At 50.7% G+C, this 16,663-nt stretch carries 10 protein-coding genes; 8 read left to right on the forward strand and 2 right to left on the reverse strand.

Going from position 1 to position 16,663, the window contains the following annotated elements; all coding sequences use genetic code 11:
* Window positions 1-25 precede the first annotated feature (25 nt).
* The 7 genes from BZG84_RS03700 (at window position 26) to lpdA (ending at window position 10,218) form a co-directional block, all read left to right on the forward strand.
* A complete protein-coding gene (locus tag BZG84_RS03700) occupies window positions 26-1,018 on the forward strand; it encodes an ABC transporter substrate-binding protein (RefSeq protein WP_077478954.1) in 993 nt (330 codons plus the stop codon).
* On the forward strand, window positions 1,015-2,319 hold the full coding sequence (locus BZG84_RS03705; RefSeq protein ID WP_077478955.1) for a diguanylate cyclase domain-containing protein: 1,305 nt from the start codon (window positions 1,015-1,017) through the stop codon (window positions 2,317-2,319). Before BZG84_RS03700 ends, BZG84_RS03705 begins: the two co-directional genes overlap by 4 nt.
* A gap of 27 nt (window positions 2,320-2,346) precedes the next feature.
* Window positions 2,347-2,901: a 1,6-anhydro-N-acetylmuramyl-L-alanine amidase AmpD gene (gene ampD, locus BZG84_RS03710; RefSeq protein ID WP_077478956.1), complete on the forward strand. Its 555-nt coding sequence runs from the start codon at window positions 2,347-2,349 to the stop codon at window positions 2,899-2,901.
* A 280-nt stretch (window positions 2,902-3,181) separates the two neighbouring features.
* Window positions 3,182-3,955, forward strand: coding sequence for a pyruvate dehydrogenase complex transcriptional repressor PdhR (gene pdhR / locus BZG84_RS03715; protein ID WP_069586617.1), 774 nt, complete (start codon window positions 3,182-3,184; stop codon window positions 3,953-3,955).
* A 92-nt stretch (window positions 3,956-4,047) separates the two neighbouring features.
* The gene (gene aceE / locus BZG84_RS03720; RefSeq protein ID WP_077478957.1) at window positions 4,048-6,714 is read left to right on the forward strand and encodes a pyruvate dehydrogenase (acetyl-transferring), homodimeric type; all 2,667 of its coding nucleotides are present in this window, start codon (window positions 4,048-4,050) and stop codon (window positions 6,712-6,714) included.
* A 12-nt stretch (window positions 6,715-6,726) separates the two neighbouring features.
* Complete coding sequence (gene aceF, locus BZG84_RS03725) at window positions 6,727-8,607, forward strand: pyruvate dehydrogenase complex dihydrolipoyllysine-residue acetyltransferase (protein ID WP_069586619.1); 1,881 nt, start codon at window positions 6,727-6,729, stop codon at window positions 8,605-8,607.
* A 186-nt stretch (window positions 8,608-8,793) separates the two neighbouring features.
* A complete protein-coding gene (gene lpdA, locus BZG84_RS03730; protein ID WP_069586620.1) occupies window positions 8,794-10,218 on the forward strand; it encodes a dihydrolipoyl dehydrogenase in 1,425 nt (474 codons plus the stop codon).
* 121 nt (window positions 10,219-10,339) lie between these two features.
* Here lpdA and BZG84_RS03735 read toward each other — a convergent pair whose 3' ends face one another.
* A complete protein-coding gene (locus BZG84_RS03735) occupies window positions 10,340-12,253 on the reverse strand; it encodes a methyl-accepting chemotaxis protein (protein ID WP_077478959.1) in 1,914 nt (637 codons plus the stop codon).
* Between the two features lie 558 nt (window positions 12,254-12,811).
* Here BZG84_RS03735 and acnB point away from each other — a divergent pair.
* A complete protein-coding gene (gene acnB / locus BZG84_RS03740) occupies window positions 12,812-15,409 on the forward strand; it encodes a bifunctional aconitate hydratase 2/2-methylisocitrate dehydratase (protein ID WP_077677985.1) in 2,598 nt (865 codons plus the stop codon).
* A gap of 68 nt (window positions 15,410-15,477) precedes the next feature.
* On the opposite strand, the gene BZG84_RS03745 is transcribed toward acnB, so the two are convergent.
* Window positions 15,478-16,617, reverse strand: a complete 1,140-nt coding sequence (locus tag BZG84_RS03745; protein ID WP_077478961.1) for a glycerate kinase — start codon at window positions 16,615-16,617, stop codon at window positions 15,478-15,480.
* Window positions 16,618-16,663 lie beyond the last annotated feature (46 nt).

A 16,663-nucleotide genomic window follows, 5' to 3' on the forward strand; every position in this document is an offset into this window, starting at 1 on the left:
CAGCACACACTTATGAGGCGCAACAATGAAACGACTATTGGCATTATGTGCCATGTTAGCCATCGCAATACTGGGATATTGGGTATGGCAAGGGGTGCGTGCGCCAGTTACCAACAGTGGGCCGACTATGACGATCGCGGTATCGCTCACCCCGCTTGCCGCTCCAATCATTATTGCGAAGAAAAAAGGCTTTTTTGAACAACAAGGTATAGGGGTTACGTTAAGGCCTGTCCATGGTGGAGTAAAAAGCTTCAATTCGCTAATGGCGGGGGAGGCCGATCTCGCGACGGTCTCCGAAACAGTGGCGATGTTTAATAGTTTTCAACGCGATGACTTTAATATCCTCGCCAGCTTTGTAGAGTCCAATAACGACGTTAAGCTCTGGTCATTGACGTTGCCGATTCACCAATCTTTAGATGTGCTGGCGAATGCGCGTGTTGGCGTGGTGCAATCGAGTGCCAGCGAGTTCTTCTTAGACTTAATGCTGAATTTGAATGGTCTATCTGAGTTACCGATACGAAAGGCCTACTACTCTCCAGACCAACTTCCCGGCGCATTATTACGTGGGGAGGTGGATGCGATTTCTATTTGGGAGCCTTACGGCTATCACATCATGCAAGAGGCGCAGCAGCGTGTATCGCAATTTAACAGTAAAGGGCTGCACAACCTCTCTTTTTTATTGGCGAGCCGAAGCCCATTAAACATTCATCAACACCAGCATATGCGCCAAGTGATTGCAGGGCTCGATGACGCGATTGATTATATTCATCTTTATCCTAATGAATCAAAAGCAGTCGTGGCCGACTACTTATCGATTCCCGACAACCAGCTGGCATGGCTGTGGCAAGATTATCTTTTTCGGCTATCCCTGAGCGACGCTTTACTCCTTAGCTTGAAAAATCAAGCTATGTGGGCGCGAGAAGCTGGACTAGTGGCAGGGACGGAACCGAGCTTTCGTCGTTTGCTAAATCCTGGCCCTTTAACGGAGGCGACGCATAAGGCGAGCTTATTAAAATGAAGATAGGACAACAGTTAAGTGTCGTGGTGTATGCTTGTGCTGCGCTCACCATGATCACCTTACTTATCACCGTCGAGTTATTTTATAAACAAACTCAGGTCCAACATCGTCTCGATGCCATCGTCTCTTTACATTCACAAATTGATGCGGTGCGGGGAAGGCTTTGGTTATATCAGCAGTACCATAGCGCGGAAACACGCCAAGATGCGTATCATGCCAACCAAACCTTACTGCAACGCCTTCGTGAAAAAAACAGTGAATTGCCGTTACAGTCTATCCAAGTGATTCGCCAAGCGGCACAGAGTATCGATACTTTACTTGTCTTATCAGCGCGACGTCATAGCGAGATCAATACTACGGATACCTCGCGATTGATGGTGTTTTCTCGCTATAACATGCTATTGCAAACCATGAGTGAGGCGGCCTTCTCCATGCGTCAAGAAGCGATGCACTCAGCTGGGCAGCAACAAAAAGCCTTGCTTCTCCTCCATGGCGGTGTGCTGATCTTACTGGCGCTGTTAGTGACCGCGTTAGCCACTAACACACGGCGACGTTTCTTCCAGCGGTTAGAAGAACTGCATGACGATGTGGCGAAAATAAAGCAAGGGGATTTAACCACTCAGCTTTCACTCGAAACCTCTGACGAGATGTCTGATCTTGCCGCCCACGTTAACGAGATGAAACGTACCTTGAAAAATACTATGGTGCGCAAAGAGCAGCTTGCCGAAGAGATTGCCCAACAAACTCAGCAACTGCGAGAGCAACAGCAACAGCTAATGTATTTAGCCGAGCATGATGAACTCACGCGATTGTTTAATCGCCGCGCGTTTGAGTCACATGTGGAGGTGGCCTTGATGCGTGCTTCACGCGCGCAAACTAAAGCCGCGTTGCTGTTTATCGATGTAAACCGATTTAAAGAAGTGAATGATACCTATGGTCACGGGGTGGGGGATGAATTGCTAAAAGTCGTTAGCCAGCGGTTAAAGCTTGCGGTGCGACGCTCTGATTTAGTCGGGCGTTTAGGCGGCGATGAGTTTATTGTTTGGCTCGATTTATTGGCGGATAAACAGGCACTGCACGAGGTGATTGAGCGCATTATGCAAGAAATGCGCGCGCCCATGGTGACCAATGGTGCAGAGCTAGAGCTTTCTCTGAGTATCGGGGTGAGCTGTTTCCCCACCGATGGGCTGGAATTGCAACAATTGATGAATCAAGCTGATGCGGCCATGTATCACGCCAAAGCGAATCCAAGCGCGGGTTGCTGCTTCTATTCCAATCTGAACACCCGCGAGATAGAGTAATCGTCCAGTCCAACCATGGATAGCGGCATGTCTTTTTCAAACATCAACGATCATTGGCTGGTGGGCGCGCGCGCTTGCCCATCTCCCCACTACAACCAACGACCCGATGGGGAAGAGATTTCCTTACTGGTCATCCACAATATTAGCCTCCCGCCAGGACAGTTTGATGGACCCTATATTGAACAGTTTTTTCAAGGTCAGCTCGACGCGAGTGAGCACCCTTATTTTGCTGAGATCGCCGATCTTCGCGTCTCCGCGCACCTACTGATCCGACGAGATGGAAGTGTGATCCAGTTTGTACCATTCAACGAGCGTGCGTGGCATGCTGGCGCTTCGTGTTTTGACGGACGCGAGCAATGCAATGACTTTTCGATCGGTATCGAGCTCGAGGGCACGGATGACCTACCTTATACCGATCCGCAGTACCAAGCTTTAGCGACGATCACCCGTACGCTGATGCAGTATTATCCAGCCATTACCTGTGATCGTATTACCGGCCATGAACATATTGCGCCGGGAAGAAAAACCGATCCGGGCCCTGCATTTGATTGGCCCTACTATAATTCGCTGATCGTCAAATAGTGTGGCGGCATCACGCGCTTGTTTAGGCTCGTGGGGCTGTAAAAAAGCGACTTGTTAATAAAGTGTTTATTGGTCAGACCAATTTTTGCGAGCCAGAGTGTGCCGACTGTCACCTTAAAGATACAGTCGTTTCCATGATGTCAATCAAACTTCTGGTGGACACAATATCTGCTGTCTGGTAACTTTAAAGGATTATAAAAAATTGGTATTACCAATTGACAACCAGTCAGTTTCTGTCGAAGGCAGTGAAAGCTGCTAAGACGGATGGTCAACAAAAACAATGGCATATCAAAGAATTCGTCAACCCAAACTCTCAGACGTTATCGAGAAAGAGCTCGAAGGTTTAATTCTGGAAGGCACTTTATCGCCGGGCCAGAAGTTACCGCCTGAGCGGGAGTTGGCAAAACAATTTGATGTGTCGCGTCCGTCAGTGCGTGAAGCGATCCAGCGACTTGAAGCTAAAAAGTTGCTGACGCGTAAACAAGGTGGCGGCACTTTTGTCAGTGAACGACTGTGGCAGCGATTCTCTGAACCCCTGCTAGAGTTATTGGCGGACCATCCTGAAACCCAACTTGATTTGCTGGAGTCACGTCATGCGCTGGAAGGCATCTCTTCTTACTTTGCCGCCCTTCGCGGCACGAAAGAAGACTTCAAGCGGATATGTGACTGCCATGATGCAATTCGTCATGCGCAGCAACAAGGGGACTTAGAGGCAGAAGCCTCGGCTGTCATGCAGTATTTAGTTGCAGTAACGGAAGCGGCACACAATGTGGTGCTGCTTTATATTATGCGCAGTCTTGCGCCGCTGCTGGAGCAGAATATTCTGCAAAACTTTGAGCTACTTTACCGCCGCCAAGAAACGGTGGAAAACGTCAGCCGACACCGGGCTGAGATCGTGGATGCGATTACTGCTGGCGAACCAGAAAAAGCCAGACAGGCGTCACATGCACACTTAGCTTACATTGAGGAAACTCTGTTGGATCTTGGCCGTGAAGAAAGCCGTCGAGAACGGTCTCTGCGTCGAATTCAACAACGCAAGGACGAGTTGGAATAATACCGGATTCGCCCAAAAGAAAGGGCAAGCGGTGTCTCCAGCTGCGACAACGTTTGTTTTGTATGAGTCAATCAACGAAAGGATAGATCGCCATGTCTGAAGTCATGAAACATGACGTGGACGCACTTGAGACTCAAGAGTGGCTACAAGCCCTCGAGTCAGTCGTTCGTGAAGAAGGTGTAGAACGTGCCCAGTTCCTTCTGGAGCAAGTACTGGGACAAGCACGTTTAGACGGTGTTGACATGCCAACTGGCGTGACCACCAACTATGTAAATACCATTCCTGCCGATCAAGAACCTGCTTACCCAGGTGATGTGAATCTGGAACGTCGTATCCGTTCTATCATTCGTTGGAACGCAATCATGATCGTGTTGCGTGCGTCCAAGAAAGATTTAGAGCTGGGTGGCCACATGGCATCATTCCAGTCATCGGCTGCTTTCTACGAGACCTGTTTCAACCACTTCTTCCGTGCGCCGAATGAAAAAGACGGCGGCGATTTGGTGTATTATCAAGGTCACATCTCTCCAGGTATCTACGCGCGTGCGTTTGTTGAAGGTCGTCTCACTGCTGAGCAGCTCGACAACTTCCGCCAAGAAGTAGACGGTAAAGGTATTTCTTCTTACCCACACCCGAAACTGATGCCTGAATTCTGGCAATTCCCTACCGTTTCTATGGGTCTGGGTCCTATTGCGTCTATCTACCAAGCGCGTTTCCTCAAGTATCTGCACGGTCGCGGTCTGAAAGACACCTCAGAGCAACGCGTTTATGCGTTCTTGGGTGATGGTGAGATGGATGAGCCAGAATCACGTGGTGCGCTGTCGTTCGCGGCCCGTGAAAAACTGGACAACCTATGCTTCCTGATCAACTGTAACCTGCAGCGCCTTGATGGCCCTGTAATGGGTAACGGTAAGATCATCCAAGAGCTAGAAGGCCTATTCAAAGGTGCTGGCTGGAACGTGATCAAAGTGGTTTGGGGTTCTGGCTGGGATAAACTGCTGGCGAAAGATACCTCAGGTAAACTGCTGCAGTTGATGAACGAAACCATCGACGGCGATTACCAAACCTTCAAGTCAAAAGATGGCGCCTACGTGCGTGAGCACTTCTTCGGTAAGTATCCAGAAACAGCGGCTTTGGTTGCTGATATGACCGACGAAGAAATCTTTGCACTGAAGCGTGGTGGTCATGAGCCATCAAAACTGTTTGCTGCGTTCAAAGCGGCACAAGAGTGCAATGACCGTCCAACCGTTATCCTAGCGAAAACCGTTAAAGGTTACGGCATGGGTGAAGCGGCAGAAGGTAAGAACATCGCGCACCAAGTGAAGAAAATGGACATGACCCACGTCATTGCCATGCGTGATCGTCTTGGCCTGCAAGACTTGCTGTCTGATGAAGACGTACAAAACCTGCCTTACCTACAGTTGGAAGAAGGTTCAGCGGAGTATGAGTACCTGCACGCGCGCCGTAAAGCGCTGCACGGTTACACCCCGCAACGTCTGCCTAACTTTACTAAAGAGCTAACACTGCCAAAACTGGATGATTTCTCAGCCCTGCTGTCTGAGCAGAAGCGTGATATCTCCACCACCATGGCCTTTGTACGCTCTTTGAATGTATTGCTGAAAGACAAAAACATCGGCAAAAACATTGTACCTATCATTGCTGACGAAGCGCGTACTTTCGGTATGGAAGGCCTGTTCCGTCAAGTAGGTATCTACAACCCACATGGTCAGACATACACCCCTGAAGACCGTGGTGTGGTGTCTTACTACAAAGAAGACCAAGGCGGTCAAGTACTGCAAGAAGGGATCAACGAGCTAGGCGCGATGTCATCGTGGGTAGCGGCGGCGACCTCTTACAGCACCAACGATCTGCCAATGATCCCATTCTACATCTACTACTCAATGTTCGGCTTCCAACGTGTTGGCGACATGGCGTGGATGGCAGGTGACCAACAAGCACGTGGTTTCCTATTGGGTGCTACTGCCGGTCGTACTACCCTGAACGGTGAAGGTCTGCAGCACGAAGACGGTCACAGCCATATTCTGGCGAGCACTGTGCCTAACTGTGTTTCTTACGACCCAACCTTCGCGTACGAAGTGGCAGTGATCATGCAAGACGGTATCCGTCGCATGTACGGTCCTGACCAAGAAAACATCTACTACTACCTGACGCTGATGAACGAAAACTATCATCAGCCAGCCATGCCTGAGGGCGCGGAAGAAGGTATCCGTAAAGGTATCTACAAGCTAGAAACCTACACGGGCGACAAAGCGAAAGTTCAGCTAATGGGCTCTGGCACCATCATGACTGAAGTGCGCAAAGCGGCGAAACTGCTTAGCGATGAGTACGGTGTAGCGTCTGACGTATACAGCGTGACTTCGTTCAACGAGTTGGCACGTGACGGCCAAGATGCAGAGCGCTTCAACATGTTGCACCCAGATGCAGACGCACAAGTTCCTTACATCCAAACTGTAATGGGAACTGAGCCTGCGATTGCTGCGACTGACTACATGAAGAACTACGCTGACCAAGTTCGCGCGTTTATCCCAGCGGAATCTTACAAAGTTCTGGGTACTGACGGCTTTGGTCGTTCTGACAGCCGCGAAAACCTACGTCGTCACTTCGAAGTGAACGCAGGCTATGTGGTTGTTGCGGCGCTTAACGAGCTGGCTAAGCGTGGCGATGTTGACAAGAAACTGGTAGCGGACGCTATCAAGAAATTCGACATCGATACCAACAAAGTAAACCCGCTGTTCGCGTAAGAGGCTGAAATAATGTCAATCGAGATTAATGTACCTGACATCGGTGCTGATGAAGTAGAAGTGACTGAGATCCTTGTTAGCGTTGGCGACAAGGTCGAAGAAGAACAGTCGTTAATCACCGTTGAAGGTGATAAAGCATCCATGGAAGTGCCTGCATCACAAGCGGGCGTGGTCAAGGAAATCAAAATTGCTGAGGGTGACAAAGTTACCACTGGCTCTTTGATTATGATCTTCGAAGCCGATGCGCCAGCGCAAAGCGCACCAGCTCAAGAGGCGGCACCAGCCGCCCCTGCTGCTCCAGCGGCTGCGTCAGAAATCAAAGAAGTGCACGTGCCTGATATCGGTGGTGACGAAGTCGAAGTCACCGAGATCATGGTTGCGGTTGGCGATACCATTGAAGAAGAGCAGTCACTGATCACTGTTGAAGGCGATAAAGCCTCAATGGAAGTGCCTGCACCGTTTGCGGGTACCGTTAAAGAAATCAAGATCGCGGCGGGTGACAAGGTGTCAACTGGCTCACTGATCATGATGTTCGAAGTGGGTGGTAGCGCGCCAGCGCAAGCGCCTGCAGCCGCCGAGGCACCAGCAGCGCCTGCAGCAGCACAAGCCAAAGACGTTCACGTCCCTGATATCGGTGGCGATGAAGTTGAAGTGACTGAAATCATGGTGGCGGTAGGCGACACCATCGAAGAAGAGCAGTCACTGATCACCGTTGAAGGCGACAAAGCGTCAATGGAAGTCCCTGCACCGTTTGCGGGTACAGTGAAAGAAATCAAAGTGGCCGCGGGCGATAAAGTCTCGACGGGTTCGTTGATCATGGTCTTCGAAGTTGCCGGTAGCGCACCAGCAGCGCCTGCACCTGCAGCGGCACCTGCTGCTGAGAAGGCGGCACCCGCTCCTGCAGCCAAAGCTGACGCCCCAGCGGCTAAAGCTGACGCTGGCAAAGACGAGTTTGTAGAGAACAAAGAATACGCGCATGCGTCTCCTGTTGTTCGTCGTCTGGCCCGTGAATTTGGCGTGAACCTTGCGAAGGTAAAAGGTAGTGGCCGTAAAGGACGCGTACTGAAAGAAGACGTTCAGAGCTTTGTAAAAGAAGCGCTGAAACGCCTTGAATCGGGTGCAGCATCGGGTTCAGGCGACGGTAGCGCACTGGGTCTGCTCCCTTGGCCAAAAGTGGACTTCAGCAAATTCGGTGAAACCGAAGTTAAACCACTGTCTCGCATTAAGAAAATCTCTGGTGCGAACCTAGCACGTAACTGGGTGATGATCCCGCACGTGACGCAGTGGGACAACGCTGATATCACTGAAGTGGAAGCGTTCCGTAAAGAACAAAATGCGATCGAGAAGAAGAAAGAGTCTGGCATGAAGATCACCCCATTGGTGTTCATCATGAAAGCGGCTGCGAAAGCGCTAGAAGCTTTCCCTTCGTTCAACTCGTCGCTATCTGAAGACGGTGAAAGCCTGATCCTTAAGAAGTATGTCAACATCGGTATCGCCGTTGACACGCCAAACGGTCTGGTTGTGCCTGTGTTCAAAGACGTGAACAAAAAAGGCATCTACGAGTTATCTGAAGAGCTGATGGCGGTTTCTAAGAAAGCTCGTGCAGGCAAGCTCACTGCCTCTGATATGCAGGGTGGTTGCTTTACCATCTCGAGCCTAGGTGGCCTAGGCGGTACGGCATTTACGCCAATCGTCAATGCACCAGAAGTGTCTATCTTGGGTGTGTCTAAGTCAGAAATGAAACCAGTATGGAACGGTAAGGACTTTGAACCTCGCCTAATGCTGCCATTGTCTCTGTCTTACGATCACCGTGTGATTGACGGTGCCGAAGGCGCGCGCTTTATTACTTACCTCAACGGCTTGTTGTCAGACATCCGCCGTTTGGTACTGTAATCGCGTCACCGACAACACCCTCCGGCCCGTTATGGGCCGGTTGGGAATTGTTGTGCAGCTCACAGGCTATGGGTTTTTATTTTTCAGCCCATTAACATGGCTGTAAACTGTGGCTTCCAAACTCCCACAACAATAAAAAATTACCGCTCTTAGCCTGTCAGGGAATAAGACTACAACGAGGTCAGAATGAGTAAAGAAATCAAAGCGCAAGTCGTCGTCCTTGGCGCTGGTCCTGCTGGATACTCCGCCGCCTTCCGCTGTGCCGACCTAGGTTTGGAAACAGTATTGGTTGAACGTTACAACACCCTAGGTGGTGTATGTCTAAACGTTGGTTGTATCCCTTCTAAAGCCCTACTTCACGTTGCCAAAGTGATCGAAGAAGCCAAAGCCATGGCGGATCACGGTGTGGTTTTCGGCGAGCCACAAACCGATATCGACAAAATTCGCACTTGGAAAGATAAGGTTATCGGTCAGCTGACCGGTGGTCTGGGTGGCATGGCCAAGCAGCGTAAAGTGACTGTTGTTAACGGTAAAGGCCGTTTCACTGGCGCGAACACCCTAGTAGTTGAAGGTGATGAAACCACCACTATCAATTTTGATAATGCCATCATTGCGGCGGGCTCTCGTCCAATCGAACTGCCATTTATCCCGCATGAAGACCCACGTATTTGGGACTCAACGGACGCGCTTGAGCTCAAAGAAGTACCAGAGAAATTGCTGGTAATGGGCGGTGGTATCATCGGTCTAGAAATGGGTACGGTTTATCACTCGCTAGGTTCACAAATCGACGTTGTTGAAATGTTCGATCAAGTGATCCCTGCTGCGGATAAAGACGTGGTGAAGGTCTTCACCAAGCGTATCAGCAAGAAATTTAACCTGATGCTAGAAACCAAGGTGACCGCGGTAGAAGCCAAAGAAGACGGCATCTACGTCACCATGGAAGGCAAAAAAGCGCCAGCAGAGCCTGTACGCTATGATGCCGTTCTGGTTGCCATCGGCCGTACACCAAACGGTAAGCTACTTGACGCTGGCCAAGCGGGCGTTGAAGTTGATGACCGTGGCTTTATCCGTGTTGATAAGCAAATGCGTACTAACGTGCCACATATCTATGCAATTGGCGATATCGTTGGTCAGCCAATGCTTGCGCATAAAGGTGTGCATGAAGGCCACGTTGCCGCAGAAGTCATTGCTGGTAAGAAGCACTACTTCGATCCTAAAGTGATCCCATCGATTGCTTACACTGAGCCAGAAGTGGCATGGGTCGGTAAGACCGAGAAAGAGTGTAAGGAAGAGGGCATTAACTACGAAGTGGCTACCTTCCCATGGGCCGCGTCTGGTCGTGCGATCGCGTCTGATTGTGCCGACGGTATGACTAAGATGATCTTCGATAAAGACACTCATCGCGTGATCGGTGGTGCGGTTGTTGGTACTAACGGTGGTGAACTGTTAGGCGAGATTGGCCTTGCTATCGAGATGGGTTGTGATGCCGAAGATGTCGCATTGACAGTACACGCTCACCCAACTTTGCATGAGTCTGTTGGTCTTGCCGCAGAAGTGTTTGAAGGCTCAATCACTGACCTGCCAAATCCAAAAGCAAAGAAAAAGAAATAAACCGCGCGTTTATCGTTTTCTGATTAAGCCCCGCCATGCGGGGCTTTTTTATATCTGTTAGGTACCGCTTAAGAATAAAAAAAGCGGGCCAAAGCCCGCTTCGTGCGTCAGAAGATAGCGTTTAAAGCTTAAAGCTCCCAACCAAGGTATCAAGACGTTTAGAAAGATCGCGCAGTGACTCACTGGCTTCTGCCATGGTGTTGGCGGTATCAGCGGTTTGCTGCGAGCTGTGATTAATCTCTTCAATATTTTGGTTAATGTCATTCACCACGGTGGACTGCTCCTCGGTAGCCGTCGCCACTTGGGTGTTCATATCCGAGATTTGGACAATTTGCTCGTTGATCAAATTGAGTGCTTGTGACGCCTCGTCGGAAGCATTGACCCCTTCGGCCGTCATCGCTCGGCTTTGCTCCATGGCTTGCACCGCATTGCTCGCTTCTTGTTGGAGGCGATCGATCATGGTTTGAATTTCATCGGTAGAGTCAGATGTACGACTTGCCAAACTGCGCACCTCGTCGGCAACAACCGCAAATCCGCGTCCTTGTTCGCCCGCTCGTGCCGCTTCAATCGCCGCATTGAGTGCCAGTAAATTCGTTTGCTCGGAGATACCGCGGATCACATCCAAAATGCCGCCAATCGAGTCAGTATTCTCTGCTAATGCACTGACGACCTTGGACATGTTCTCCATGTCATCGGCTAGGCGTGCAATCGTATCTCGCGCTTGGGTAACGACTTGTTGGCCACTGGCTGCACCATCAGAGGCTTGATTCGCAGCGCTGGCGGCATTGGCCGCATTCCCAGCAATCTCATTGACGGTAGCGCCCATCTCGTTAATCGCGGTCACCACCTGAACGGTACGATCTCGCTGATGTTCACTTTGCGATTGCGTGGCGCTGGCTTGTGCTGAGACCTGTTCGGCAGCGCTTCTTAGCTCACCACCCGTGGCGGCCACATCTGAGACTAGGCGGTGGATTTTTTCCACAAAGCTATTGAAACCAGACGCGAGTTGGCCAATTTCATCTTGGCTGTTGATGTCCACACGTTGGCGCAGATCGCCTTCACCTTCACCTATTTCACGGAATACATTGGCGACATATTGGATAGGCTTGGTAATGGTCGCAGCAAGCCAGATGGCGACAACAACGAACAATAGGCCGACGACGACAGAGACCATTAAAATTTGGTTGCGCGTTTGATTCAGCGGGGCATAGACTTCGTCTGCTGGGACGTCTGCGATCACAAACCAATCCATGGAAGGCACATAGCTAGAGGCGAGTAAAAGTTCATCACCATTCACTTTGGTGTCGAGTAAATTGAAGTCACCTTTGTTAAGCAGGCTACGTGCTTGAGCACCATATAAGTCGGTAAGGTTCTTCTCTCCCATTAGGCTGGTGTCGCGATGGAGCTGAACTTCGCCCTGCGCATTGACGAGAAAAACAAAGCCGGATTGCTCAATCTTGAATTGATTCAGAAATTGCGTCATGTCATCCAGTGAGCGTGAAAACCCAGCCAGGCCTGTCCCGTTAAGTTGCTGGAAGTTCACGAACAGTTTGAGATCCCCATTATCCTCTTGGAACACTTGCGCCATGGTGGCATTGCCACTGTCTAGGAAGTTATAGAACCACCCATCTTTATCGCGGGTCAGGACCCGCAAGAAGCCATTCTGATTCCAGTACTGCCCCGTCTTACGGTTCGCAATACTGGCGTCATTCAGTCCATATTGTGCTCGCAATATATTGAGTTGCTCGATGACACGCGCTTCTTCATTAGCTGTCATGTCGCTACTGATCATATCGAGCATTACAGGGTTTGAGGCTAACTGGCGTGCGGCGGATTGTAGCTGGTTGACTTCACTATCAATCGAATCGCGAAATTGGGTGAGGGTGGTTGGCAGCTCGTTCTCCAACAGCCGCTTTTCCATAATATCTCGAGCTTGGCTTAAGCTCATGTAGCTGATAATCGCCGTGGAGGCGATAACGGCTGACACAAAGGCCAAGATGAGTTTTTGTTTAATAGTGAGTTGGTTTAGCTTCATGCCCTTCTCTCTACAAGTCAATGAATACAGGGTTTGCCACGCAATAGGGTGACAAAAACTAGGATATTTTTATGGTACTAATGTCTAAGTTAGCAGAAGTGTGTGAATGGTTAACGACGTATCGGCGAGAACCCCACAAACTTAACGGAACAGTTCGGTTTTATTGATAAAAATAATACCTATTGCGCAGTTTCAACAGCAAAGGGGAATAATACCTTTCTACCGCGGATGTGAAGCTGTGAACTTGATAACATACTGATTACTGCGTCGTGGAAAAAAGCGGTGTAGAATCAGTCACAACCGCGACACATGCTGTGAGTAGTGTGAGAAGAATAGGGATTAGCGCGCTGCGTCACTAAGACCTAAGTCGTATGTTTCATAAAAGGGGTAGATTTTAATTTTAAGTTAAAAATGCTATCCTCACGCAGCGGTTACGTGCTCGAACCCTCGTCTTGCTGGAAAATTTTAATAAACTTCGCCGGATAAGCGTGATACGAGTACTAACACTTTCCAAGGATGTTGGATCACACGATCTGACCGAGAAAAGAGGAAATAGTCGTGCTTGAAGCCTACCGTAAACACGTCGAAGAACGTGCCGCTCAGGGCATTGTGCCTAAACCGCTGAACGCTGAGCAAACCGCCAGTCTGATAGAACTGTTGAAAAACCCGCCCGCTGGCGAAGAAGAAACACTGGTCTACCTACTTGAAAATCGAATTCCGCCCGGCGTGGACGAAGCGGCTTATGTGAAAGCTGGCTTTCTTGCCGCGCTCGCGAAGGGAGAAGCAAGCTCTCCGCTCATTAGTCGTGAACGCGCTACTGAGCTATTAGGGACCATGCAAGGCGGTTATAACATCGAACCGCTTATCGCACTGCTTGATGATGCCACGTTGGCACCGATTGCGGCAAAGGCCTTGTCTCAGACTCTGCTAATGTTCGACGCGTTTTATGACGTTGAAGATAAAGTGAAAGCAGGGAATACCTACGCCAAGCAAGTGATGGAATCTTGGGCTAACGCCGAGTGGTTCTTAAACAAGCCGCAAATCCCTGAAAAAGTGACGTTGACGGTGTTCAAAGTATCAGGTGAAACCAACACCGATGACTTATCGCCCGCACCCGATGCTTGGTCGCGCCCTGATATTCCGCTCCACGCGCTGGCCATGTTAAAGAACGAGCGCGAGGGCATTCAGCCGGATAAGCCCGGTGAGATTGGTCCGATTGCGCAAATGAAAGCGCTGGAAGAAAAAGGTCATCCACTGGTTTACGTGGGTGATGTAGTCGGTACGGGTTCGTCACGGAAATCAGCGACCAACTCTGTGCTGTGGTTTATGGGCAAAGATATTCCTAATGTGCCGAACAAGCGCTTTGGTGGTTTTTGTTTAGGTGGAAAAATCGCGCCGATTTTCTTCAATACCATGGAAGATGCGGGTGCGTTGCCGATTGAGCTAGATGTTAGCAAGCTCAACATGGGTGATGTGATTGACTTGTATCCGGCCGACGGCAAGGTATGTAAGCATGGCACCGACGAGGTCTTGTCTACTTTCCAACTGAAAACCGATATCTTATACGATGAAGTGCGCGCCGGGGGCCGTATTCCTCTCATCATCGGCCGTGGTTTGACCGACAAAGCGCGTGAGAGTTTAGGCCTTGAGCCTTCGGACGTATTCCGTCGTCCGCGTCCTGTTGCGGACTCTACCAAAGGGTTTACGTTGGCACAGAAAATGGTCGGTAAAGCCTGTGGTGTCGAGGGTGTCCGCCCCGGTACCTATTGCGAGCCAAAAATGACCACCGTGGGTTCACAAGATACCACGGGTCCGATGACGCGTGATGAGCTAAAAGATTTAGCCTGTTTGGGCTTCACCGCTGATCTCACTATGCAGTCATTCTGCCACACATCCGCTTATCCAAAACCTGTGGATGTCGAAACCCACCACACACTGCCGGACTTCATTATGAACCGTGGTGGTGTGTCATTGCGTCCGGGTGATGGTGTCATCCACTCATGGCTCAACCGAATGCTGCTGCCCGATACCGTGGGAACCGGCGGTGATTCACACACCCGTTTCCCGCTGGGGATCTCGTTCCCTGCCGGTTCAGGTTTGGTGGCCTTTGCGGCTGCAACCGGCGTGATGCCACTGGATATGCCAGAGTCAGTTCTGGTGCGCTTTAAAGGCGAAATGCAGCCTGGGGTCACCTTACGTGACTTAGTGCATGCCATTCCATATTTTGGTATTAAGCAAGGTCTCCTGACGGTTGAGAAATCTGGCAAAATCAACGAATTCTCAGGCCGTGTTTTGGAAATTGAAGGGGTGGAGCACCTGACTGTTGAGCAAGCCTTTGAGCTGTCGGATGCATCCGCAGAGCGTTCAGCGGCTGGCTGTACGGTCAAGCTGTCACAAGAGTCAGTGGCAGAGTACCTTGAGTCGAACATCGTGATGTTGAAGTGGATGATCGCCGAAGGCTATGGCGACCGTCGTACCATCGAACGTCGTATCCAAGCGATGGAGCAATGGCTCGCTAACCCTAGTTTGATGGAAGCGGATAAAGATGCCGAGTACGCGCATGTGCTCGAAATCGATCTGGCAGACATCAAAGAGCCGATTCTGTGCGCGCCGAACGACCCAGATGATGCCCGCACCTTGTCGGATGTTGCTGGCGATAGCGTCGATGAAGTCTTTATCGGTAGCTGTATGACCAACATTGGTCACTTCCGTGCAGCCGGTAAACTGCTGGATAAATTCGGTGGCAGTTTATCGACCCGTATGTGGGTAGCACCACCGACGAAGATGGATAGAGATCAGCTAACAGCAGAAGGCTATTACGGTATTTATGGCCGTGCTGGGGTGCGGATTGAAACGCCAGGGTGTTCATTGTGTATGGGGAACCAAGCGCGTGTGGCAGAGAAATCGACCGTATTGTCGACCTCGACCCGTAACTTCCCGAACCGTTTGGGAACCGGCGCCAATGTGTATCTTGCCTCAGCGGAGCTTTCGGCGGTAGGTGCGATCCTAGGACGTATTCCCACCAAAGAGGAATACCTCGAATACGCCGAGCAAATTAATGCCACTGCAGCAGATACCTATCGCTATCTGAACTTCCACCGTATGGACGAATACACGCAAAAAGCGGATAACGTCATTATCAAAGCCGCGGTCTAGCCGGCTTTATCTAACGCCCTCTTCGGAGGGCGTTTTTTTATCCTGATGATGCTGTTGGTCTGAATGGCTTATTGTTCACTTTGCGTGGCAATCAGGCGGGCGATATTCTCCGCTGTGCGGCGCAGATTCTCCGCCGTGTGTGCAAAAGCATGTTGTAAATCACAGGGACCTGATTGAATCGGCAAGATAGTGGTAACTCCGCGTTCGTATAAGGCTTCGCAATCGTCGCCAACGCGGCCTGCGAGTACTATCACAGGAACATCAAACTGCTTCGCGACCTGTGCCAAGGCGGCGGGCACCTTACCATGCAGCGTTTGACCATCGACTTTTCCTTCGCCGGTTACCAACCAATTGGCTTGTGCTATGTAAGGGGTGGCTTGGCTGCGTTCTAGCAAGAGCGCCACACCGGGGACCAATTGCGCTCCGAGTAAGCCCCCCAAAGTGGCACCAATTCCACCGGCCGCGCCGGCGCCTGCAAATTGTGCAATCGATTTGCCGAGCTGATAGCGACAGAGGCTGGCAAAACGATGCAGGTGTTGCTCCAGTTGACGAACCTGATCCGGTGACGCGCCTTTTTGGGGCGCAAATACAGTTGCCGCACCTTGTGGACCACATAGCGGATTATCCACATCACATGCAGCCGTTAATCGGACGCGTTTAAGTCGGGGATCGAGCTGGCTCAGATCAAGGTGCGCGAGCTTACCTAAGCCATCACCGGTTGGCGGAATGGGCGCATCCTGGCTATCGAGCAATTTTGCCCCCAAGGCGACCAAGATACCTGCGCCCGCATCTGTGGTGGCGCTGCCGCCTAAGCCGATAATAATTTCATCGACATCATGTGCGAGGGCGGCACGAATAAGCTCTCCAGTCCCTAGGCTGGTGGTGTGTAGTGGGTTGCGTTGATGGTGAGCGAGCAGGGGCAAGCCAGATGCGCTGGCCACGTCGATGATCGCGAGTCGCTGCGAAGGGACGATAACATAGCTGGCGGTGAGCGATGAAAAATCGGGACCAGTCACTCGGCAAGTGTGAAAATCGCCGCCTAATTGCTGGGCAAAACTTTGCGCCGTCCCTTCACCGCCATCGGCCATGGGAAGCAAGGTAAAATGCGCCTTGGGTAGTATACGCGCCATGCCGTCATGGATGGCTTGCGCAGCCTCGCCAGCTGAAAGGCTTTCTTTGAACGAATCAGGGGCTATCACTATATGCATCGGCTACTCCTTTCCAGACGCGACCACGTTGATGAGGCTGATATAT

It is taken from the genome of Salinivibrio sp. PR932, from assembly GCF_001996125.1.
Taxonomy (GTDB): domain Bacteria; phylum Pseudomonadota; class Gammaproteobacteria; order Enterobacterales; family Vibrionaceae; genus Salinivibrio; species Salinivibrio proteolyticus.

Bases quoted from the DNA above. Each gene is read 5' to 3' on its own strand.
- BZG84_RS03700 (WP_077478954.1), top strand. From the start codon at position 26: ATGAAACGACTATTGGCATTATGTGCCATGTTAGCCATCGCAATACTG.
- BZG84_RS03705 (WP_077478955.1), top strand. From the start codon at position 1,015: ATGAAGATAGGACAACAGTTAAGTGTCGTGGTGTATGCTTGTGCTGCG.
- ampD (WP_077478956.1), top strand. From the start codon at position 2,347: ATGTCTTTTTCAAACATCAACGATCATTGGCTGGTGGGCGCGCGCGCT.
- pdhR (WP_069586617.1), top strand. From the start codon at position 3,182: ATGGCATATCAAAGAATTCGTCAACCCAAACTCTCAGACGTTATCGAG.
- aceE (WP_077478957.1), top strand. From the start codon at position 4,048: ATGTCTGAAGTCATGAAACATGACGTGGACGCACTTGAGACTCAAGAG.
- aceF (WP_069586619.1), top strand. From the start codon at position 6,727: ATGTCAATCGAGATTAATGTACCTGACATCGGTGCTGATGAAGTAGAA.
- lpdA (WP_069586620.1), top strand. From the start codon at position 8,794: ATGAGTAAAGAAATCAAAGCGCAAGTCGTCGTCCTTGGCGCTGGTCCT.
- BZG84_RS03735 (WP_077478959.1), bottom strand. From the start codon at position 12,253: ATGAAGCTAAACCAACTCACTATTAAACAAAAACTCATCTTGGCCTTT.
- BZG84_RS03745 (WP_077478961.1), bottom strand. From the start codon at position 16,617: ATGCATATAGTGATAGCCCCTGATTCGTTCAAAGAAAGCCTTTCAGCT.